General features: G+C 46.5%; 21 protein-coding genes, 8 tRNA genes and 1 rRNA gene. 3 read left to right on the top strand and 27 right to left on the bottom strand.

Translation table 11 applies throughout. The features are described 5' to 3' along the window. Positions 1 to 260: 260 nt before the first annotated feature. From AC58PQ_RS25805 to AC58PQ_RS25725, 17 genes are all read right to left on the bottom strand, one after another. Complete coding sequence (locus tag AC58PQ_RS25805) at positions 261 to 1,211, bottom strand: ribose-phosphate diphosphokinase (protein ID WP_497246641.1); 951 nt, start codon at positions 1,209 to 1,211, stop codon at positions 261 to 263. Between the two features lie 74 nt (positions 1,212 to 1,285). Further along, positions 1,286 to 2,092 carry a histidinol-phosphatase HisJ gene (gene hisJ, locus AC58PQ_RS25800; protein WP_497246639.1) on the bottom strand — a complete coding sequence of 269 codons (807 nt, stop codon included), beginning with the start codon at positions 2,090 to 2,092 and terminating at the stop codon, positions 1,286 to 1,288. A gap of 123 nt (positions 2,093 to 2,215) precedes the next feature. Next, positions 2,216 to 2,866, bottom strand: a complete 651-nt coding sequence (gene hisIE / locus AC58PQ_RS25795) for a bifunctional phosphoribosyl-AMP cyclohydrolase/phosphoribosyl-ATP diphosphatase HisIE (protein WP_497246637.1) — start codon at positions 2,864 to 2,866, stop codon at positions 2,216 to 2,218. Beyond that, on the bottom strand, positions 2,863 to 3,621 hold the full coding sequence (hisF, locus tag AC58PQ_RS25790; protein ID WP_173120425.1) for an imidazole glycerol phosphate synthase subunit HisF: 759 nt from the start codon (positions 3,619 to 3,621) through the stop codon (positions 2,863 to 2,865). The genes hisIE and hisF overlap by 4 nt, the downstream gene beginning before the upstream one ends. 30 nt (positions 3,622 to 3,651) lie before the next feature. Next, positions 3,652 to 4,257: an imidazole glycerol phosphate synthase subunit HisH gene (gene hisH, locus AC58PQ_RS25785; protein ID WP_497246635.1), complete on the bottom strand. Its 606-nt coding sequence runs from the start codon at positions 4,255 to 4,257 to the stop codon at positions 3,652 to 3,654. A gap of 2 nt (positions 4,258 to 4,259) precedes the next feature. Further along, positions 4,260 to 4,868 carry an imidazoleglycerol-phosphate dehydratase HisB gene (gene hisB / locus AC58PQ_RS25780; RefSeq protein WP_497246633.1) on the bottom strand — a complete coding sequence of 203 codons (609 nt, stop codon included), beginning with the start codon at positions 4,866 to 4,868 and terminating at the stop codon, positions 4,260 to 4,262. Further along, on the bottom strand, positions 4,869 to 6,155 hold the full coding sequence (gene hisD, locus AC58PQ_RS25775; RefSeq protein ID WP_497246679.1) for a histidinol dehydrogenase: 1,287 nt from the start codon (positions 6,153 to 6,155) through the stop codon (positions 4,869 to 4,871). Between the two features lie 34 nt (positions 6,156 to 6,189). Continuing rightward, the gene (gene hisG, locus AC58PQ_RS25770) at positions 6,190 to 6,825 is read right to left on the bottom strand and encodes an ATP phosphoribosyltransferase (protein WP_065851290.1); all 636 of its coding nucleotides are present in this window, start codon (positions 6,823 to 6,825) and stop codon (positions 6,190 to 6,192) included. 41 nt (positions 6,826 to 6,866) lie between these two features. After that, positions 6,867 to 8,042 (bottom strand): ATP phosphoribosyltransferase regulatory subunit, encoded by a 1,176-nt coding sequence (locus AC58PQ_RS25765; protein WP_497246631.1) that lies wholly within the window; start codon positions 8,040 to 8,042, stop codon positions 6,867 to 6,869. A gap of 309 nt (positions 8,043 to 8,351) precedes the next feature. Next, positions 8,352 to 9,176, bottom strand: a complete 825-nt coding sequence (locus AC58PQ_RS25760; protein WP_497246629.1) for a peptidoglycan-binding domain-containing protein — start codon at positions 9,174 to 9,176, stop codon at positions 8,352 to 8,354. Between the two features lie 162 nt (positions 9,177 to 9,338). Beyond that, complete coding sequence (locus AC58PQ_RS25755) at positions 9,339 to 9,827, bottom strand: acyltransferase (protein ID WP_497246627.1); 489 nt, start codon at positions 9,825 to 9,827, stop codon at positions 9,339 to 9,341. After that, the gene (ppaX, locus tag AC58PQ_RS25750; RefSeq protein WP_497246625.1) at positions 9,824 to 10,483 is read right to left on the bottom strand and encodes a pyrophosphatase PpaX; all 660 of its coding nucleotides are present in this window, start codon (positions 10,481 to 10,483) and stop codon (positions 9,824 to 9,826) included. The genes AC58PQ_RS25755 and ppaX overlap by 4 nt, the downstream gene beginning before the upstream one ends. Next, positions 10,461 to 11,435, bottom strand: coding sequence for a prolipoprotein diacylglyceryl transferase (gene lgt / locus AC58PQ_RS25745; protein WP_497246623.1), 975 nt, complete (start codon positions 11,433 to 11,435; stop codon positions 10,461 to 10,463). Before lgt ends, ppaX begins: the two co-directional genes overlap by 23 nt. A gap of 151 nt (positions 11,436 to 11,586) precedes the next feature. Further along, positions 11,587 to 12,528, bottom strand: coding sequence for an HPr(Ser) kinase/phosphatase (gene hprK / locus AC58PQ_RS25740; protein ID WP_477593196.1), 942 nt, complete (start codon positions 12,526 to 12,528; stop codon positions 11,587 to 11,589). Positions 12,529 to 12,698: 170 nt separating this feature from the next. Next, positions 12,699 to 13,829 (bottom strand): ABC transporter ATP-binding protein, encoded by a 1,131-nt coding sequence (locus AC58PQ_RS25735; protein WP_497246621.1) that lies wholly within the window; start codon positions 13,827 to 13,829, stop codon positions 12,699 to 12,701. A 112-nt stretch (positions 13,830 to 13,941) separates the two neighbouring features. Then, on the bottom strand, positions 13,942 to 15,057 hold the full coding sequence (locus AC58PQ_RS25730) for a PucR family transcriptional regulator (protein WP_497246619.1): 1,116 nt from the start codon (positions 15,055 to 15,057) through the stop codon (positions 13,942 to 13,944). 131 nt (positions 15,058 to 15,188) lie between these two features. Further along, positions 15,189 to 16,043 (bottom strand): NlpC/P60 family protein, encoded by an 855-nt coding sequence (locus tag AC58PQ_RS25725; RefSeq protein ID WP_497246617.1) that lies wholly within the window; start codon positions 16,041 to 16,043, stop codon positions 15,189 to 15,191. Between the two features lie 292 nt (positions 16,044 to 16,335). On the opposite strand from AC58PQ_RS25725, the gene AC58PQ_RS25720 reads away from it, so the two are divergent. From AC58PQ_RS25720 to AC58PQ_RS25710, 3 genes are read left to right on the top strand one after another with little or no spacing between them, the layout of a single operon-like run. Continuing rightward, positions 16,336 to 16,932, top strand: coding sequence for a gluconate 2-dehydrogenase subunit 3 family protein (locus tag AC58PQ_RS25720; protein WP_497246615.1), 597 nt, complete (start codon positions 16,336 to 16,338; stop codon positions 16,930 to 16,932). Next, the gene (locus tag AC58PQ_RS25715) at positions 16,929 to 18,491 is read left to right on the top strand and encodes a GMC family oxidoreductase (protein WP_497246613.1); all 1,563 of its coding nucleotides are present in this window, start codon (positions 16,929 to 16,931) and stop codon (positions 18,489 to 18,491) included. Before AC58PQ_RS25720 ends, AC58PQ_RS25715 begins: the two co-directional genes overlap by 4 nt. 48 nt (positions 18,492 to 18,539) lie before the next feature. After that, positions 18,540 to 18,839, top strand: coding sequence for an MTH1187 family thiamine-binding protein (locus AC58PQ_RS25710; RefSeq protein WP_497246611.1), 300 nt, complete (start codon positions 18,540 to 18,542; stop codon positions 18,837 to 18,839). 634 nt (positions 18,840 to 19,473) lie between these two features. Here AC58PQ_RS25710 and AC58PQ_RS25705 read toward each other — a convergent pair. From AC58PQ_RS25705 to AC58PQ_RS25660, 10 genes are all read right to left on the bottom strand, one after another. Further along, complete coding sequence (locus AC58PQ_RS25705) at positions 19,474 to 20,502, bottom strand: transposase (RefSeq protein WP_497246609.1); 1,029 nt, start codon at positions 20,500 to 20,502, stop codon at positions 19,474 to 19,476. Positions 20,503 to 20,633: 131 nt separating this feature from the next. After that, positions 20,634 to 20,706, bottom strand: a tRNA-Lys gene (locus AC58PQ_RS25700). A 10-nt stretch (positions 20,707 to 20,716) separates the two neighbouring features. Beyond that, positions 20,717 to 20,798, bottom strand: a tRNA-Tyr gene (locus AC58PQ_RS25695). Positions 20,799 to 20,842: 44 nt separating this feature from the next. Then, positions 20,843 to 20,915 (bottom strand) — tRNA-Phe (locus AC58PQ_RS25690). A 44-nt stretch (positions 20,916 to 20,959) separates the two neighbouring features. Next, positions 20,960 to 21,036: transfer RNA gene (locus AC58PQ_RS25685), tRNA-Asp, on the bottom strand. A 27-nt stretch (positions 21,037 to 21,063) separates the two neighbouring features. Further along, positions 21,064 to 21,139 (bottom strand) — tRNA-Thr (locus AC58PQ_RS25680). Positions 21,140 to 21,146: 7 nt separating this feature from the next. Further along, positions 21,147 to 21,222, bottom strand: a tRNA-Val gene (locus AC58PQ_RS25675). 18 nt (positions 21,223 to 21,240) lie between these two features. Further along, a tRNA-Met gene (locus AC58PQ_RS25670) sits at positions 21,241 to 21,317 on the bottom strand. Between the two features lie 27 nt (positions 21,318 to 21,344). Continuing rightward, positions 21,345 to 21,436, bottom strand: a tRNA-Ser gene (locus tag AC58PQ_RS25665). An 80-nt stretch (positions 21,437 to 21,516) separates the two neighbouring features. Next, positions 21,517 to 21,617 (bottom strand): 23S ribosomal RNA (locus AC58PQ_RS25660); the annotation flags it as partial.

The raw sequence follows: 21,617 nt of genomic DNA, 5'->3' as shown, positions 1-21,617 counted from the left end.
TATCCGAAGGTAAGATATGGTCTTTAAAGTCCTACTTAAATCAGGCTTAAAAAATGGCCTTTCAAAACCGAGAAGGTTGGACCAAATCCGAGGAACGAGGAACGGAGCTAAAAGTTTTCCGTAGGAAAACTAGCATCGGAAGCATTCACTGTAGGTGAGCCTACGTGAGTACAGCAGTTCCCGGATTTTGTTCAAGATTCGATGCCGAATCCGCTTCCTGATCCATCCTCGTTTTCAAAGGTTATTTTTAAGCATCCGAATTAAACGCCGCCGTATTTGAATAGGGAGGATAGAGACCCGCCGTCAATAATAATGCGAATCGCATCGGACAACAAAGGCGCTACGGAAAGCACATTAAACTTGTCAGAGTGCCCCTCTGGGATCGCAATGGAATCCGTAATAATAACTTCTTTAATGCTTGGGTGATCCAATCGTTGCAGCGCTGGGCCAGAGAATACGGGATGCGTAGCACAGATGTAAACATCAAGCGCACCGCGTTCTTTGAGGCTTTCCACGACATTAACGATCGTAGTACCTGTATCGATCAGATCCTCGATAATAATTGGCGTACGTCCAACAACATCACCAATCACGTGAGTAATCACGGATTCGTTGTGCTCTGGGCGTTTCTTAATCATCATCGCGAAAGGCGCATCGAGAATGTTAGCCATTTTCTCAGCAGTTGTAGCACGGCCCGCATCTGGAGATACGATGATTGGGTTGGGTAGATTCTTTTTCTTGATGCAATCACTAATCAGATCAAGCGCTGTCAGGTGATCCACTGGAATATTGAAGAAACCTTGGATAGCTGGCGCATGAAGGTCAATCGTAACAACACGAGTTGCACCTGCTGCACCGAACAAGTCCGCGACTAATTTGGCTGAAATTGGCTCACGTGGAGCTGCTTTGCGCTCTTGACGAGAGTAACCATAATAAGGGATGACAAGGTTGATCGTTTTTGCAGATGCTCTTTTCGCCGCATCCATCATGACCAGAAGTTCCATCATATGCTCATTAATCGGATGGGAGAAGGTTTGTACCAGAAACACGTCACAGTTACGAATGGTTTCTTCGTAAAGGCAATAAATTTCTCCGCTTTTGAAACGCGATAATTTGATCTGTCCTAGCGGCTGGCCGAGCTCTTTACAAATACTTTCCGCAAGCTTCGGATTCGAAGATCCGGAAAAAATTTTAACATTGTCGCTATGCATGGTTAATGGTTACCTCCGAAGGTTCATTAAATAGATTATATAGTCCTACTCATTATACATGATATGTGTCGAATTTAAAAAGTCACAAGATGTCGTTTTCGAGCAGAAAATGTGGCTATTTCGTTAAATCCAATCACTTTTAATAGCTCTCTGGCCTCATCCAAATACTGAGACAACCGTTCCGGCTGATGCGCATCTGATCCAAGCGTCACAGGAATTCCCACCTTATGACAATATTCTAGCATACGGCGGCTCGGAAACATCTCTTTACACGGATGACGCAGGCCCGAAGCATTCAACTCAATTGCCAGCCCATATTCTTTCACGGTATCCAATGCGGCTTTCTCCAACTCCCACGTATCGCGGTCTGGCACATAACCAAATCGTTTGATCATATCGATATGACCGATATAATCATACAGTCCGGTTCGGACTGCTTGCTTCACTGCCTCGTAGTATTGGGTATAAACCGCAAAAATATCCTTACCTTCCCAACCTGCCAGCTGCCTAAAATCAGAAATATCCCACTCGCCTAGGAAATGAACGGAACCGATCACGTAGTCCCATGGGTAGGCATTAATGATTGTCGCAATTTCCGCCTCATACCCTTCGACATAATCGCCTTCCAGACCGACACGAATATCAATCTGGTCCTTATATTTCTCCTTGAGCTGAAGACATTCTTCCACATAACGAGGAAGCTCCTCCATCGGCATTGCCATTTCTGGCCAATACGTTTGCGGGTCGACATGCAAAAGCGGCATATGATCAGAAAGCCCCAACTGGGTAAGCCCGATCTCAATGCCGCGTTTGACGTATTCCTCCAGTTCCCCAGAGGCGTGACCGCAGCGCACATGATGTGTATGATAATCAATCAACATCGTGAATTCACTCCAGGCCATTTACTTTATTTTTTGAAAATATAAGACTTTATAAGTTTCACGTACTAAATTGTCTTATATTTCTGGATAAACGCTCCCGTCCTTGAAGGACGGCGTAGCCGTTTATTTCGCGTGACGATTAGCCAGCTCTTTCATAATATCATCCAATGGCAATTTATTATTACGCAAAAGCACCATTAAGTGAAAAATAAGATCGCTCGCTTCATAACGAAGCTCTTCATTGTCTTTATTTTTAGCTGCAATAATGACTTCTGCTGTTTCTTCGCCCACCTTTTTAAGGATTTTGTCGACCCCTTTTTCGAAAAGGTAGGTCGTGTATGCACCCTCAGGACGCTCCGCGTCACGGGAAGCTATGACAGCTTCAAGCTCAGCTAAAATGGCAAAACGCTCATTAGTCGCAACAGGTGCAGCTTCTTCGACAGAACCTTCCACCGCGATGTTCGCCCCGAAACAGGTGTATGTGCCATTGTGACAAGCAGGCCCCACTTGTTCCACAAGAACAAGAAGCGTATCCGCATCGCAGTCGTAGCGAAGTGCTTTTACCTTTTGCGTATGACCAGAAGTTGCCCCTTTATTCCAAAGCTCCCCGCGGGAACGGCTCCAAAACCAAGTGTCCCCCGTTTGAATCGTGCGTTGCAGAGACTCGCTGTTCATGTAAGCAAGCATTAGAACCTCTTTACTTACTGCATCCTGCACGATCGCAGGAACTAGTCCTTGCGCATCATATTGAATTTGATCCACTGAAAATGTCATCGAATTTCAACCCCTTTACCTTTCAGGTCCGCCTTGACCCCGTCTATCGTTAACTCTTTATAGTGAAAAATGGTTGCCGCCAGCCCTGCATCGGCCTTGCCTTCGGTAAATACATCGTAGAAATGCTCTGCTTTTCCCGCTCCGCCAGAAGCAATCACAGGGATCGTCAGCAGCTCGGATACCGCGCGTGTCAGCTTCAAATCGAAGCCGTCTTTCGTTCCGTCTGCATCCATGCTCGTCAGTAGGATTTCGCCTGCGCCCAGCTCTTCTACGCGTTTCGCCCATTCCAGCGTCTTAATGCCCGTCGGTTTGCGACCACCATGGGTGTACACTTCCCATTCTCCCCACTCGGGATTAAACTTCGCGTCAATGGCTACCACAATACACTGGGAACCGAACTTCCGCGCGCCATCGGAAACGAGCTGAGGGCCCAGCACTGCTGCCGTGTTGATCCCGATTTTGTCCGCACCTGCGCGAAGGAGACGTTTCATGTCATCGACACTCGAAATCCCGCCGCCAACCGTGAACGGAATCGTAATCTCGCCCGCCGTTTGGCGGACAACCTCGACCATCGTCGCGCGCCCTTCAACCGAAGCCGAAATGTCGAGAAACACGAGCTCATCCGCACCTTCTTTATCATAAATCGCCGCAAGCTCTACGGGATCACCGGCATCACGTAAATTCACGAAATTTACGCCCTTCACCACTCGGCCATCCTTGACGTCGAGACAAGGGATAATTCTTTTGGCTAACATGCTCAGCACCTCCTTGAGACTCTTCATTACTTATTTACAAAGGGTTAAAAAGTTGCCCAGCAGCTGCATACCGATATCGCCGCTTTTTTCAGGGTGGAACTGCATGCCGTAGACGTTATCCCGACCTACTATCGCTGTAACAGGTTGATAGTAGTCGGTCACTGCCAACAGATCGCTCTCCCGTTCCGGCTTCACATGATAGGAGTGAACGAAATATACATGACCTTCTTCGATGCCTTTGAAAATAGGGCTCTCACTCTGCTTGTAGCTAAGACGATTCCAGCCCATGTGCGGCACCTTGTAGTCTCCGCGGAAACGCACGACCGACCCAGGCAGCAGCCCTAGCCCTTCATGTAGTCCGTGCTCCTCACTGCTAGTGAACAACAGCTGCATGCCTAAGCAAATACCTATCAAGGGCTTGCCAGACGCTGCATACTGCTTCACAACCTCATCCAGACCTGATTCGCGCAAATGCTCCATCGCATCTCCGAACGCGCCGACACCGGGAAGGATCGCGCCTTCTGCAGCTAGAATTTGCGCTGGATCTCCTGTTACAATCGCTTCATAGCCCAGCCGCTCAACCGCTTTGCTCACGCTATGTAAATTACCCATTCCATAATCAATAATCGCGATCATGCCTACAGCACTCCCTTCGTCGAAGGAACCCCCTGCACACGAGGATCAATCGATGTTGCTTCATCCAGTGCACGAGCTAACGCTTTGAACACACCTTCAATCATGTGATGCGTGTTCTTGCCATAATGAACAATGACGTGCAAAGTGATGCGCGCTTCAAGAGCAAACTTCCAAAGGAATTCATGCACAAGCTGTGTTTCAAAGCTGCCTACATTCGCTGTAGGATACTCTGCACGGTACTCCAAATGCGGACGGTTGCTGATATCAATCACCACTTGGGCCAATGCTTCGTCCATCGGGACGAATACACTCGCATAGCGTTTGATGCCTCTTTTGTCACCGAGTGCTTCACGCAGTGTTTGACCTAAGCAAATCCCAATGTCTTCAACTGTGTGATGATCATCGATTTCAATATCGCCTTTGGCATCCACTTTCAAATTGAAGTGACCATGCTTGGTGAACAAATCTAGCATATGATTCAGGAAGGGAACATCCGTTTGGATCTCCGAAATCCCTGTTCCATCCACTTCAAACTTAAGGGAAATATCGGTTTCATTTGTTTTGCGGGCTACGCTTGCTGAACGTGCTCTAACTTGATCCTGTTCCGCCATCTAGGTCAACTTCCCTTCTTTTTTAAGTCTTACCTCAACGGCACGCGCATGGCCTTCCAGCCCTTCATTCCGAGCCAATGTCATGATCATGTCGCCGTTCGCGAGTAATGCTTCCTTGCTATAGTGAATAACGCTTGATTTTTTGAGGAAATCGTCCACATTCAGTGGCGATGAGAATCTGGCTGTGCCATTCGTCGGCAGCACATGGTTCGGTCCGGCGAAATAATCGCCGACAGGCTCTGTGCTATAGGCGCCTAGGAAAATGGCACCGGCATTTTCAATGCGCGGCAGCCACGTGAAAGGATCCTGTACGAGCAGTTCACAGTGCTCCGGCGCCAAGCGATTGATGACGTCCACGCCTTCGTCGAGCGAGTCGACGAGCAGGATCGCGCCTTTCGTCGCCGTGGATACGGCAGCTATGGCTTTCTTCGGCAGCAGATCCAGCTGCCGCCACAATTCTAGCCGAACCTCTTCGGCTAGCTCGCGGGAAGGTGTCACCAGAATCGACGGTGACATCTCATCATGCTCGGCCTGCGCCAGCAAATCGGCCGCGACGTATTCAGGATCGGCATGCTCGTCAGCGAGCACGACAATGTCCGTTGGTCCGGCGATCATGTCGATATCGACGACGCCGAACACGAAGCGCTTCGCCAGCGCGACGTAGATGTTGCCTGGGCCGACGATTTTATCGACCGGCGCGATCGATTCTGTCCCGTAGGCCAGCGCGGCAATCGCCTGCGCCCCGCCTACGCGGTAGATCTCTTTCACACCCGCTTCGGCTGCTGCCACTAGGATATGCGGGTTGATGCCTTCTTCCCCCGCGGTGGACGGAGGCGTCACCATCGCGATCTCTGGCACCCCCGCGACGATCGCGGGGATGGCATTCATGAGCACGGAGGACGGGTATGCCGCCTTCCCTCCGGGCACGTACAATCCGACCCGCTTCAGCGGTCGGATGATTTGGCCCAGCAGGCTGCCGTCCGGCTGCAGGTCCATCCATGAGTTGCGTTTCTGCTTCTCATGAAACGCACGAATGTTAGCGGCGGCTTGACGCAGCGCCGCTAGGAACGCGGCGTCGACCTGCTCGTACGCCGCTTGGATCTCTTCGTCGCTGACGCGCAGCTCAGCGACGTCTACGCCGTCGAACTGCTTCGCTAGGCGACGCAGCGCGACATCTCCGTCCTGCCGCACCTCATCGATGATGCGGCGGACGGACTCATTTTGCTCAGGTGAGCCGTATTCGACTTCACGTTTTAACTGAAATTCGGAAGCTGGCATGATCCGCATTTTCATCTTCCCCTCATCTTTACTAACTAACGCGTTATAGTTTAACTGTCGGCAGTACCGCCTGCAGCATATCACACAACCGTTGGATGGAGTCGTTCTTCATCCGGTAACTCACACGATTCGCGATTAAGCGGCTCGTGATTTGAAAGATTTCCTCTTGCTCCACAAGTCCGTTTTCCTTCAAGGTTTGCCCTGTCTCAACCATGTCTACGATGCGGTCAGCTAGTCCGATTAATGGGGCTAACTCAATTGAGCCGTTCAGCTTGATCACTTCAACCTGCTGTCCTTGTTCGCGGAAATATTGAGACGCTACGTTTGGATATTTAGTCGCAACCCGCGGGTTGATGACTTGCTTCCAATCTGGTAATCCAATCACCGACATCCGGCAGCGTGCGATCCCGAGGTCAAGCAATTCGTAAACATTCCGATTTTCTTCCATCAGAACATCCTTACCCACCACTCCGATATCAGCTACGCCGTACTCTACATAGGTCGGAACATCGACTGGCTTGGCCAGAATAAATTCCATTTTCGCCCCTGGCACAGGGATGATTAAACGGCGGCCTTCTTCCAAATCCTCAGGTATAGGCAAGCCCGCTTTCGTGAACAGCTTTGCTGCTTGTTTATAGATACGGCCTTTCGGCATCGCTACTTTAAGAATGTCATCCACCGTTCCAACCTCCTCCAAACTTCCCTCATCTAGCTGAGAGGCTATTCCGTTATCAACTTGATTACTTCGTCATATCCCGCTCTATCGAGATCATTGATCTGAGCTTTCGTTATTAGCTGTGTGATGACCGCACGCGCTTCATCCTCACTTCTCTTAGCTTTCGCCAGCTGCAACGCCTCTTCACGATGCTCTGCATCGTAAGCAATCAGCACGCGACTCGGGTGTTTCACCTGCTCCTTGCCTGTTACTTCAAGAATCCGATTCGTTTTGAGCGCAAAGCCTGTAGCTGGCGCTGGACGTCCAAACTGGCTCAATAAGTTATCGTACCGGCCTCCACTGCAAACTGGGAAGCCCAAATCAGCCGCATACCCTTCGAATGTCATACCTGTATAGTAGGAGAAATCTCCAATCATCGTTAAGTCAATCACTACATGCTCGCTCACGCCATATGCTTTCAGCACATCCCACACTTCGCATAGATGTCGAATCGAGTCCTGAGCGATTGGATGCTGGGAGACCATGCGAGCCTGCTCACAAATCTCGTCGCCGCCACGAAGCCTTAGTACGCCATTCAATTCTCGCTCTACGTCTGGAGTAAGAGATAGTGATTTAATCGCTTCCCGATATCCGACATAATCACGACTAAGTAGATGCTCTTTCAGGGAAAGCTGTGCATCGGTGCGCCCGTCCAGTGTTTCTTGAAACAATCCGTTCAGAAAACCAACGTGGCCGAGGGCAATCTTAAACTTCTCGACGCCCGCGGCTTGCAACGACGCAATCGCAAGCGCTACGACCTCTGCATCTGCTTCCGATGAAGCATCACCAATCAGTTCCACGCCTGTTTGAAAGAACTCTGAATCTCTGCCCGCTTCTTCTTCAATCGATCGGAAAACATTCGAATGGTAGGAAAGACGGAGTGGAAACACTTGTTCCTTTAATAGCGATGATGCTACACGCGCGATTGGTGCTGTAAGCTCAGATCGAAGTACGAGTGTTTTCCCTTTGCGATCTAGCAGTTTGAACAGCTTCTTGTCCTCTGTGGAGCTTGCAACGCCAACTGTATCGTAATATTCAAGTGTAGGTGTAATGATCTGGTTATAGCCCCAGCGCTCCATACAGGCCAATACACGGAATTCTATATTTCTGAGTTTCGTTACCGCTTCTGGCAAATAATCTTTTGCACCTAACGGCTTTTCAAATACTTTTGGCTTCGACACCGTCTCACCTCAATAAGTAGGAGTATAATCTGTTATCATTCATATATCGTCTTCTAATTGCTTTATTGCATTAACGTGCTACCATGCTACCAAAATAAAGAATGTACGGCTATTTTAACACGTATCCTAATGACCGTCAATCCATCTCCGCCCTGTTCGGCGCCTCATTTATAGGATCATATTTGACACAACTGATTATGAAATTCGTATTAAGAATGGCATATAAACCCATATGACGTCAACTCTGATCGGAAAAGTAAAAAAGCATGCTGTCGCGGCAGCATGCCCTCTTCGGATGAATATTCATAACTAGTCTTCCTCTATTTGTCCGTTCGGTGTTTTACCACCATTCGGCGCTTGACTTCCATTTAGCCCGTTACCATTTCCATTACCGTTTCCATTTCCATTAGGTGCCTGTAATTGACCATTGCCATTTGGCGCCTGAATTTGTCCATTCCCATTCGGCCCAGGTTTTTGTCCGTTTTGACCGTTGCCATTAGGCGCTGGTGTTTGTCCGTTACCATTTCCATTTGGTGCTGGCGTTGCTCCACCATTAGGCGCTGGCGTCTGACCGCCATTAGGTACTGGCCTTCCTCCACCGTTTGGTGCTGGCGTTTGACCGCCACTTGGTCCTTGACCTTGACCCTGCCCTTGACCACCTTCTTGTCCCTTGCCCCCGCCGCCTTTACCGCCACCCTTGCCTTGGCCTTCGCCAGTGCCGCCACCGCCTCCTTGGCCTCCACTTTGCCATTTACCTCTATCTTTACCGCCGCCTTGACCCTGACCGACACCTTTAAGCTTCATATAGCCATAGGTAATCGACTCGAGCGTACGGCTATCTACTGTGCCGGTTACCGACAGCCCATGCTTTTTCTGAAAATACTTTACACCCTGAGCAGTTGCATCATCGTAGTAACCGTTAATATCACCAGAATAGCTGCCTAGTGTTTTCAGCATCCCTTGGATAACAAAAACATCTGGTCCGTGCGCCTCTTTACCGACAGCCAAGCTCGTTGTTGGCAAGGATAAAAGCAGCATGAGAGCTAGTACTACTACTCCTACACGCTTTCCTATAGACCTTCCAAAGTTACCTTTTTTCACATCTGCGATTTTACTACGATTCCATTGCTGCACTTAATCGACACCTTCCCTTTACTTTTGATTTTACTGCGACTTTACTATTCCCTATATGCCTTTTTTATTAGTCACTTTCTTCAGATTCTTTTTCTTTTACACAACAAAAAATGGACCCAACATCACAATGACGTTGAGCCCATCTTATTTACCTTACTTATACTATGCACTTCCCGACCTAATAACCTGCAGCGGATTACCTGCCACAAAGCTATGCGGTGCCACATCTTTATGAACGACTGTGCCCGCGCCAATAATTGCATAATCTCCAATTGTCACACCCGGGAGGATTGTCGAGTTGGCCCCAACCATCACATGGGATCCAATCCGTACGTCCCCTAGTCGGTATTCTTTCGTCAAATACTCATGCGCGAGTATCGTCGTGTTATAGCCAATAATCGTATTGCTTCCAATATGAATCCTCTCTGGAAAAAACACATCCACCATCACCATCAAAGCAAAAGCTGAGTGCTCACCAACCGTCATTCCTAGAACACGACGATAAATCCAATTTTTCAACCCTAAGGAAGGCGAATATCTCGTCATTTGGATAAACACGAAATTTCGCATGGCCTTCCATTTACTCACGGTTTGGTAGATTTGCCATAGCGCGTTTGGGCCGTCAACTGGATACTTTTCTGTATTCCTCAATCAGCCTTCACATCCGACGATATCCCAATTAGCGGCAACAGGTCAAACATATCATCAACAATATGATCAGGTTTGTACTGTTCTAAATAGGAGCGCCCTTTCCATGACCAGGATACACCGACGGATGTAACTCCAGCATTTTGAGCAGCTTCAATATCATAATGGCTATCGCCTACCATCATCGCTTCTTCAGCTGAACTGCCTAGCTCTTTCAGCGCTGCGAAAATACCTTCAGGACTCGGCTTTGGCTCCTTCACATCATCCACTGTCACAATAGCGCTAACATAAGAATCTAAGCCGCAAAGCTTGAGCCCCATCAACGTAGTAAGTCTGATTTTACTCGTAACAATGCCGATCTTGATACCCTTTTCGTGAAGCTTCGCCATTACTGTACGCACGTTTGGAAATTCCTTTACAAGCTCATCATGTTTAGATAAGTTAAACGTACGATACTTATTTATGATCGCTTCAACTTCATTCTTGCCCGTAAAAAATACCATTTGCTCCACTAGCGGTCGCCCCATATTAGGGATAATGAGCTCTCGACTAACGGGCTCCGGTGTTTCGCCTTCCAAGCTATGCAAGAATGATTGAACGATCAATTCATTCGTATCTACAATTGTGCCATCTAAATCAAATAGTACCGTTCGAATCATAGTTGACTCCTTTATCTGTCTCTTCCTCTTTGACTACTTTGTTTTTCTCAATCGCCAGCGTGGATACAATCGGGTCCGCATACCGCATATTGGCGTAACCTTTTTTTCTTCTAATGATAATCATGGTCACAGCCGCGATAATAATCAGCAGTGCAAGCAGCTGGGAGAATCGAATATTCCCTCCATACGTCAGCACGCCTGGTTTAAACACGACTTTCATAGGTGACCATAACGCATTCATCAATGAAGCTAACCAACCTGGCCCCGTGATGTCCAGGCTGTCTGTACGGATCCCTTCAATGAAGAAACGACCGATGGAATACCAGATGAAATAACTTAAAAATAGCTCGCCTGCCCTTAAGAACGGCCTACGGCGAAGCCAGAATAATAGCAACAGCCCTGCAAAACTCCATACCGATTCATAGAGAAACGCAGGATGATAGAACGTACCTTCAATGTTCATTTGATTCACGATAAAATTCGGCAAATGCAGACTATCTCTCAAAAATGACTCCTCTACCGGACCTCCATGAGCTTCCTGATTCATGAAATTGCCCCAACGACCGATCGCTTGTCCAACAATCAAACCAGGCGCAAGAATATCCGCAATTCGGAAGAAGTTATACCCCTTTGCCCGAATATAGAACGAAGTACCGATAATCGCACCGATCAGTGCGCCATATATCGCAATCCCACCGTGCCATATCATGAATACTTCCCATAAATTATCTTTATAGTCATCCCACTGGAAGGCAACGTAGTAAATTCTAGCCCCAATAATGGCAGAAGGAACCCCAATTAATAATAAATCCATGAAGAAGTCGGGCACGATCTTGAATCGCTTTCCTTCTCTGATTGCCAACATTAAACCAATTAAGGCTGCTGTTCCTAAAATAATGCCATACCATCGGACATGAATCGGTCCCAGGGAAAACGCAACACTTTCTAACATGGTTTCACTCCTTCATTAATGTGAGCTTTTCACAGCTATGAGAAAACCTTTATCGAGGCCATTCACGGATGAGCGACCGCGTTTAAAGTTGGTTTTATCGCCAATAGGAAAGCGGTTTTAGGGAACCGAAAACTTATACTTTCCTATGTGGTCAATCAAAATCCTCAAAATCTTCGTTTAACGATTCCGTTAACTTATTCGTAAACTGCAGCGCCGCGTTGTACCCCATTCGCTTTAAGCGATAATTCATCGCCGCAACTTCAACAATGACTGCCAAGTTTCGGCCTGGTCTTACAGGTATCGTAACGAGCGGCAAATCGGTATCTATAATCCGTGTTAGCTCCTCATCCAAGCCTAAACGATCATATTGCTTCTCTTGCTGCCAATTTTCCAATTTAACGACAACCGAGATTTTCTTCACATTACGGATCGCGCCCGCGCCGAATAACGTCATGACATTAATGATACCGACGCCGCGGATTTCAAGCAAATGACGAATCAACTCTGGCGCATTACCAGTCAGTACTTTATCTCCATTTTGTCTGATTTCTACCGCGTCATCCGCGATGAGTCGGTGCCCTCTTTTCACAAGCTCAAGCGCGGTTTCACTTTTCCCAATCCCGCTGCTTCCAGTAATCAACATACCTACACCGTACACATCAACAAGGACACCATGGATGGTTGTGCTAGGAGCAAGCTTATTTTCGAGAAAGCCAGTTAATCGGCTTGCAAAAATCGTCGTCGACAACTGTGTTCTAAGCACCGGCAAGTCACGTTTAGTCGCCTCTTCAAGCAGCTCCACGGGAACTTCTAGTCCTCGCGTTACAATAATACATGGCGTTTCCTCAGGAGCACACAACTGCTCAACCCGATTTCTCCGAACGCCAGTCGTCAACATTTCAATAAACGTAATTTCTGTCTTCCCAAGCATCTGAATACGCTCTTTGGGATGGTAATTGAAATATCCGGCCATCTCAAGACCAGGGCGATACAAGTCACCTGTTGTAATAGGACGCTTCAGCCCGCCCTCACCTGCTAACACTTCCATATGTAGCTGTTCCATCATTTCGGAAACCTTTACTTTTTTGGCCATTGTCCTAACTCCTTCGAATTTGCTTATGTACCATGTGCTTGTCATGTTGCACGCAGGTTTCCAATAGTTTCATCGTAATAGAATACCTAGTTTAAATCAACTGTAGCATACACAACTTCCATAATAAAATAGAAAGACCAGCCGATAACGGCTGGCCTTTCAGTACAATCCTATAGGTTAGGGTTAACCAAGATGGAAAGTGTTGTTTCTTTATCGAAGAAATGAACTTTGTTCATATCAAGTGCCAATTTAACATTTGTACCTTCTTTGATTCCGGAACGACCGTCAACACGAGCGATTACTGTGTTAGCGCCGATACCGTTCAAGTACAAGTACATTTCGTGACCCAAGTTCTCAGTCAATTCAACATTTACGTTGAATACTGTGTTCGGGGAAGCTTCCAAGAATACTGGCTCTTCGTGAATATCTTCTGGACGAACTCCCAGAATCACTTCTTTGCCAACAAATCCTTTGTCTTTAAGAACTTGTGCTTTACCAGCTGGAACTTCAACATTAACAGTACCTGCTTTGAAGAATACGCCGCCACCTTCTGATGTCAATGTTCCGGACATGAAGTTCATGGATGGGGATCCAATGAATCCTGCAACGAACATATTAACTGGGAAGTTGTAGATTTCTTCTGGTGTAGCTGCTTGTTGAATAATACCTTTATCCATAACAACGATACGATCGCCCATTGTCATTGCTTCGATTTGGTCATGCGTTACGTAGATTGTCGTAACACCAAGACGTTTTGTAAGTTTTGTGATTTCCGCACGCATTTGTACACGAAGTTTCGCATCCAAGTTGGAAAGCGGCTCATCCATTAAGAATACTTGTGGCTCACGAACAATCGCACGACCCAAGGCAACACGTTGACGTTGACCACCGGAAAGCGCTTTTGGCTTACGATCAAGCAAGTGAACGATATCTAGAATTTTCGCTGCTTCGCGAACGCGAGCATCGATATCAGCTTTTTTGAATTTACGAAGTTTCAATCCGAATGCCATGTTTTGATAAACAGTCATATGCGGATAAAGAGCGTAGGATTGGAATACCATCGCGATATCGCGATCCTTTGGAGCTACGTCATTTACAAGGCGGTCTCCGATGTAAAGTTCACCTTCAGTGATTTCCTCTAAGCCTGCGATCATACGAAGAGTTGTGGATTTTCCGCAACCGGATGCACCAACAAGTACTACGAACTCTTTGTCAGCAACTTCAAGATGGAAATCTTTAACTGTTGATTCTTCTGCACCAGAATATCTTTTAACGATATGATTTAAACGTACGCCTGCCATGATTTCATTCCCCCTACAATTTATCTTTCAAATACTTTGTTCATCAACATTTCTATATACACATCTTACCCTACGAACGGAGGACTGACTATGCACAATCCCTACAAAAAAATCACTTTCTTTTCGTTACTTTGTACAATAGCAAGGCCAGACGTACCAAAACCGCATGATTAAACGTCCTAACGTCCAGTCCAGTCTCGTTTTTGAACTTGTCCAACCGATATAGCAATGTATTTCGATGAATATATAGTTTCTTAGCTGTTTCACTAACATTACAGTCTAGTGTAAAGAAGTGCTCCAGCGTCGTTACCGTTTCGCTATCCAGCACATGATCTGTGCCGTGGAGCACCTGCTCCAGGAATTCGGTTTTCTCCTCTTCCTCAATGAGGTGCAGCAGCTTCTCAAGACGAAGCTCCCAACGCAAATGAATAAAGCTGCCTACGTGGAAGGAGCGGCCCAGCATGATGGTCTCACGCAGCTTTAGCACGGTGGCGAACATGGACTTCGCCGGCTTCACAGGGAAATCAATGGCTAAGTGGCATTCGCCTACCCATTCATTTGCCAACATCTCATACAAGCCTGAACCTAGTGCATCGAGCGTTTGCTCAACACTCTCTTCCTCGTCTCCATCTCGTTCCTCACTGCCGCTGGTAATAAGGACTTCTGGCGCTAAGATCAACCACTCCTTCTCTAGCAATGGAATTAGAATAATCTCCGCTTCGAAGAACGATTCCAATAACTTCTTAAGCTCTGTGTAGGAAACCCGTTGATTCTGAGGATAGTCCCCATATAACAGCAGCGGAATTTTAGTTGAATATAATGACGATTGCGAAGCAAGGGCATCGGGCAACTCAGCATGGCTAGTCCCACGTTCCATTTGCTGTAGCAGCCACTCTCTTAATTGATTCGACTTTCTTTCATCTTCTGACAGATAAGAGCCGAATTGCTTCTTTTCCACCGTTTGTTTGGATTCAATCGTTAATTCGACAAGTTTGCGTTCAGATACAGACAGCTTACTCCCATCCATTTGCAGGACACGAACCTCTTTATGCTCCTGGGAAACGAAGAAAAGTACTTCCAGACCCCGGTTAACACTTCGATTGAAACCTTCCTGGCGCTCTCCCTGATCCTCAACAAGCTGGTGCCAATCGGACTCAGGTATCAGGCTTATCTGTATTGGCGACTGTAAAACCGCTTCCAATCGCTCTTTAACATGCTCCCAAATCATCTGCCTTCACTCCTTATTGCCAATAGCATCTTCTATATTTTTCTCTCTATTGTATCATATGTATGCCCACTCCTGTGAATCGCGAGAAACCCTCCTGCGAAATTGGCAAGAGGGTCCTCATTAAAGAAGTTCTATTTAATTACGCGGCGAGCTGTTACGTAGTGATCAGCCCACCACTCTTTATTAATGGATGTGAATTTCACGCCGCCTTCACCATACGTATGAATCATCATGCCGTTACCTACATAAATACCAACATGTCCGATGTTTTTGCCGGAATCCACCGTTGTGAAGAAAACCAAATCTCCGGTTTGCAAATTGCTTTTGCTAACGAATGTACCTTCTTTAGCTTGATCACGAGAAACACGAGGCAGTGTAATTCCGTATTCAGCAAACACGGTTTTTGTAAAGGAAGAACAGTCCATCGTTTTGGTTTGGCCATATTTTGCACCAAAATCATAAGGGGTTCCAAGATATTTCTGTGCGGTTAGGACCACCTCAGCTTTCAAACGATCCTTAGCAGAAAGAATGCTTCTTCCACCAATAAAGCTCCCCTTAAAATCACTTACATTACGGGTGATAACTTCGTCATTTTTCTTGGATGCCATGACCATTTTCCCTTGGCCCACATAGATCCCAGCAAATGTTGGCTTGGAGCCACTACCAAAGAACAAGATGTCACCTGGCTCTGCTTTATCTATTTTCGTAATTTTCGTTGATTTCATGTTGAATTGACCCGCTAAGGTTCTAGGTACTGTGTAATTTAACGTTTCATAGACATAATAGATCAGTCCTGATGAATCAAATCCTGCAGAGGGTGTTTCATCACTTTTGGAGTAATCGACGCCAACCATTTTATTAGCCAAAGAAACAGCATCCATATCATCATTTGCCGCGGCATAGGCGGAAACAGCAGTTGTCGCTGATAATGCGATCGTGATCGCAGCGGTAATTCCTAATGTGCGGTGTGCAAGACTCTTTATCATGGTATCTCCTCCTGTAAGGGGGCTCTTGGGTGTATTGGGTAAAACGGAAACCTTCTAAGTCACTAGAACTAGATTACCATGGTTATGTAAAGTCTTTCATTTCTAAAATGTTTCCTATCATCCATGACATTGGCAATGATGCCAATACCTTCATCACATTGGACCCTTTTCTATGAAATCAATAGGAATAATACAACTTCATATCCGTATATATTCATATTTTTCATGGATTTGGAAATAATTGTAGTAGCACTTTTGGGATTTATTTTCGATAGCTATGGAGGTGACAAGCATGAAAGATCATAACCATTATCCAACCTATGATGTCATGGAAGAAAGCAAGGAATGGGATGCACACACCAGATCCATTGTGAATGCTCGGCTCGTTCGTGAACATGCTTACGGATATATAACATTCGTTGAGGCGGAAACGCTTCGGGCATGGTGTTCGCTGCTTATGGACGATCATCGCGGAGAAATCATTCAATACGTCATCAACCATATCGATCAGGTGTTATCGGAAAATAGAGGAGAAGGACAACGTAAAGTGGGCACACCTCCGATTCGAATACTTTTACGTCAAGGACTCAAAGCGATCGATGAAACGGGATGGTTCGCAAACAGTCAGCCTTTCTTTCAATTAGATGAAACGAACCAACGGAACATTATGCTACAAATCAGTAATTACAGTTATCCACCGACGAAAAATTGGGACGGCATCCCTCAAAAAGTCTTATTTCAGAAGCTTCTTCAACTCAGTGTCGAAGCCTACTACGCTCATCCTTTGGTTTGGTCGGAAATTGGGTTTGGAGGACCTGCTTATCCTCGTGGATACACACTAAATAGTCCTAGCCAATTAGAGTCTTGGGAGGCTGCGAAACGATCATGAAGTGGCGCTATGAAGATGAAACGGTGGATATTGTCATCGTAGGAGCAGGTGCTGCTGGAGGCGTTCTAGCCAAAGAGCTCAGTGAAGCTGGACTCGTAGTCGTTGTGATTGATGCGGGGCCTTGGCGTGAACCTGAGAAGGATTTCGCAAGTGATGAGCTCAGTATGAAGCGTTTAGCATGGGAGGATACACGTCTTGCTGATGGTGCCCAGCCATTCGTCACAGGAAGGCATCAATCAGGCATGGGGATTGGCGGTGGTACTCAGAACTTTACGGGCATTTTTCTGCGATTTCATGAATCTGATTTCAAAACAAAGTCTATTGATGGCGTTGGGGAAGATTGGCCCATTCATTACAAAGACTTGGAGCCCTACTACTCGAGAATAGAAAAAGAAATCTCCGTATCCGGACCGAAGCATTTCCCTTGGGGAAACTTTCAAGGACCCTATCCCTTACCAGAGCTAGATTCACTAAGCCCGAATGCCCTTCTATTCCACAAAGGTTGTAAATCACTAGGTATTCAATCAGCCCCTACTCCTTTGGCTATTCTGTCTACGCCTTTAGAGGGGCGCTCTGCCTGCACGAATCGCGGCTTCTGCCTTCAGGGTTGTATGCCTAACGCGAAATTTAGCACCTTGATCGTACAAATTCCTAAAGCGGTTCAGGCTGGCGCAGAAATTCTAGCGGACTGCAGAGTCACTCAAATTGAAGTGAATGCGTATGGACACGCTTGCGGGGTTCTCTTTGTCCACGAAGGCTCTACCTATCGTCAACGGGCCAAAACCGTTATCCTTTGTGCACATGCGGTAGAAACACCTCGCTTGCTTCTTCACTCCGCCACAACTCAGTTCCCTGATGGATTAGCAAATTCCAGCGGTTGGGTAGGCCGAGCGATTATGACACATAGCAGCAACGACGTTTACGCCAAGTTCGAAGAGGAAGTCCGATTGTACAAAGGAACGCCCGTACTGGCCTCCACGCAAGATTTCTATGAAACGGATCCACGCAGAGGCTTTGTCCGCGGCTATACCTTACATGCTCACGGCTCAAGGCCTATCGAGATGGCAGATGGCTTTCGGAAAGCCACTGAAGCCCCTCTATGGGGATCATCATTCAGACAAGCTATGCAGGATTACAACTTCTATGGCCGTCTCAAAATGGTAGGAGAAGTGCTGCCTGCCTGGAACAATCACGTAGCGCTTTCTGATGAAAAAGATGAATTTGGTATGCCTGTCGCTTCCTTGACCTTCAATTACTGTGATAACGATCTCAAACTACTTAATCATGCTGTTGAAAATATGAAGCTGATTCTTCGAGCTGCCGGTGGAGAGATCTCTTATGTCGTTCCAGAGACGCAGCATCTAATGGGTGGATGCCGTATGGGTAATGATCCTACGACATCAGTAGTTAATTCGTTTGGACAAAGTCATGACATTCCTAACTTGTTCATATGCGATGCTAGCTTATTTGTCACCTCTAGCGGAGGCAACCCCACGCTTACCGTAATGGCCCTAGCAGCGCGTACAGCCGATTATATCATTGACCTTGCAAGCTCCTGATTGTTATCCTTACATCATGAGTAGTTAAAAGGAAGGAGTCTGTGATCAATGGCCATAGCTGAATTTACCATCATCCCTATCGGAACAGCCACAACTAGCCTTAGCGGCTATGTAGCTGATCTTCATAAAGAGTTAGAACGTCACGCCGATATCCACTTTCAAATGACACCCATGGGCACCATCCTGGAAGGGTCCCTAGACCGTCTATTCGAGGTCATACGTGCCGTCCACGAGGTACCTTTCTTGAATGGCGCTGCGCGTGTATCCACTTCCATCAAAATCGATGATCGCCGCGACAAGCCCGCCTCCATGGAACAAAAAATGCAGTCTGTCGCAGACAAGCTCTGAACAGCACAATCCGAACAGCAAAAAAGCATCCTGCAATAGGATGCTTTTTCTTTATATAATGAAAAAAAACTACGACTGACCAATTAACATACAGAACTTGTTTTCTGCCTCTTTAAGGTATTTTGCTGGATTTTTTCTGAAGCGACGACGCTTGGTTGTTTCCTGTAACCGTAAGGACCACCGTTGTCTTTCGGTTTGAAAAGTTTCATAGGTTATGCTTTGGAGTCTGCCTACTAAGTTCTTCTGTTGGAGTGCGTCATCAACAAATACAACAAATTCTCCCGAGCGAACAATATACTCGTTCCAACTCCGGAGTCCTGTCATTCGCCGATGGCGTGTTTTCGTTTTTCGGAAGAATCTCTCGTGATCATTATTCGTCCGGGGTACATGTGAATGGTCATAACAAGTAAAAAGCCCTTTCCAAAATCCTTTCGTATAACTTTTCAGATTAGAAATCATAATCTGATCAGTTTCTTTGGTATAGGTCAAATCTACCCATTCTAGCAAACACTGCATGTGAAATCGTACCGAATCACTGCTTTGATCGTCAGTTGGATTCAATATTTCTGCTACGTACTGGAGTGGGAGTGACCAGCGTTTTACATCTTCGTATAGTGAGCTGAATTCACTAAGTTTACTGAATATTCTGATTATGTTTTGAAGTAGAGAGGGCTCTTTTTTTACTCAGGCAGCTTTCAAGCGATGCCTGAATTGCTTCTGATGTCTCATAGATTCGAAGACCTGGCAGATCCAAAGGCGGATTACCATCTTCCAAAAGAACGGAACGTACCGCAGCCAAATAGTCTCTTGCAACTTCGGCTTCTTCGGAGTCATTTTGGTCTAGCTTTCTTTCAATTGCACGAATGCCGCGGAGACTTTTCTTTATGCCCGTTTTTAATTTTCGATCTAGATCCACAATAGGCTTAGCAACATCTTTTAAATAGTGATATTGACAGTACTGATACGGGACTTCAGGAAGAAGTGATTCCATAGCAAGACGAATAGACTGCTGTCCGTCTGAAACGATACCGATGATGGGAAAACCTAAATCGATAACAGGTTGAATGAGGCTCTTCAGTTCTTCAGCCGAACTACTCTTTACGCTTTTTGCGACGAGAATTGTCCCACTGAAAACTTCTCGAATGACATAAAGGGTCTCATTCCCTTTCTCAGGCTGGACACCGTCCATGGAGATCATAATTCCGCCGTGTTGATTGACAACGTGTTGAAGTTCATCTTTCACAAATTCAGTCACACTCGAACGTAACAGTGTTAGATAGCGTTCATACAATCTTTGCGAATTACGCTCCGATGTGGACACACCGCGCTCCGTAAGTTCTTCGGTAATTTCAGCAATGGTCATATGTTGTTTAAAGCGAAGTTGACCAACTAAGGCAAGCACGTCAAAGCCATATGAAGTATGCTTCATAGCAAGCAACGCTGCTTCCGCGGATTTGTAGTATGTTTTTGGGTAGGCACAGTTTGCATTAGAACAAACATAGGCCATGCTCCAAGCTTGAATGACACCGTTTAGTGTAGAGATATTTTTCTTCCAAGCCGTATGACTTCGCTTCAGTTTTGCTCCGCAGTGAACGCAGCAAGAAAATTCGGGCTGAAAGTATATTTTTCTTTCAGGAGTGATCCGGTTCTTCGGTAATGGCATGAGAAAAACCTCCATTAAAGTATGTCTTAAATACTTCAACAGAGGTGGCTGGAAATCCTTGTTAGTTGATTGGTCAGTCGTAGAAAAAAAAAAAAAAAGACCCTACGGTCTTGTACATTTGCTTATAAAAGTGAGTCATGTAGGATTCGAACCTACGACACCCTGATTAAAAGTCAGGTGCTCTACCAACTGAGCTAATGACTCGTAGGGAAAATGGAGGCTGATGGATTCGAACCACCGAACTCGAAGAGAGCAGATTTACAGTCTGCCGTGTTTAGCCACTTCACTAAGCCTCCAGATACGAGATACCCGTATTGCCTTAGCAATACAACCATCTCAATGGCTTTGGACGGAATCGAACCGCCGACACGAGGATTTTCAGTCCTCTGCTCTACCGACTGAGCTACAAAGCCAAAATATTATTTATAGCATGTCCTACATTAAATGTAATAAGAAATGGCGGAGCTGACGGGATTCGAACCCGCGGTCTCCTGCGTGACAGGCAGGCATGTTAGGCCACTACACCACAGCTCCATGCTACAAAAAGGTTAACCATAATAATGGTGCCGTCGAGAGGACTTGAACCCCCAACCTACTGATTACAAGTCAGTTGCTCTACCAGTTGAGCTACAACGGCATAAAGATGGTGGAGGCTGACGGGATCGAACCGCCGACCCTCTGCTTGTAAGGCAGATGCTCTCCCAGCTGAGCTAAGCCTCCATCTGGTGTTTGGTTTTATGGTAGCGGCAGAGGGGCTCGAACCCCCGACCTTACGGGTATGAACCGTACGCTCTAGCCAGCTGAGCTACGCCGCCACATAAAAGTGTATATATATTTGGAACTGGCGGAGAGAGAGGGATTCGAACCCTCGCACCACTTACGCAGTCTAACCCCTTAGCAGAGGGTCCCCTTATAGCCACTTGGGTATCTCTCCAAGATATATATACGATTCAGGAATAGTATTCCCTGAAAACTAGATACGAAACTCACGTAAAGTTAGATTACTTAGGAATTTTGGTTAAGCCCTCGACCGATTAGTATTCGTCAGCTGCATACGTTGCCGCACTTCCACCTCGAACCTATCAACCTCGTCGTCTACAAGGGGTCTTACATAC

The sequence above is a fragment of the Paenibacillus sp. J22P143 genome, from assembly GCF_059692035.1.
Note: the sequence above shows the minus strand (reverse complement) of the source record. Positions and strands in the feature narration are given on the sequence as shown.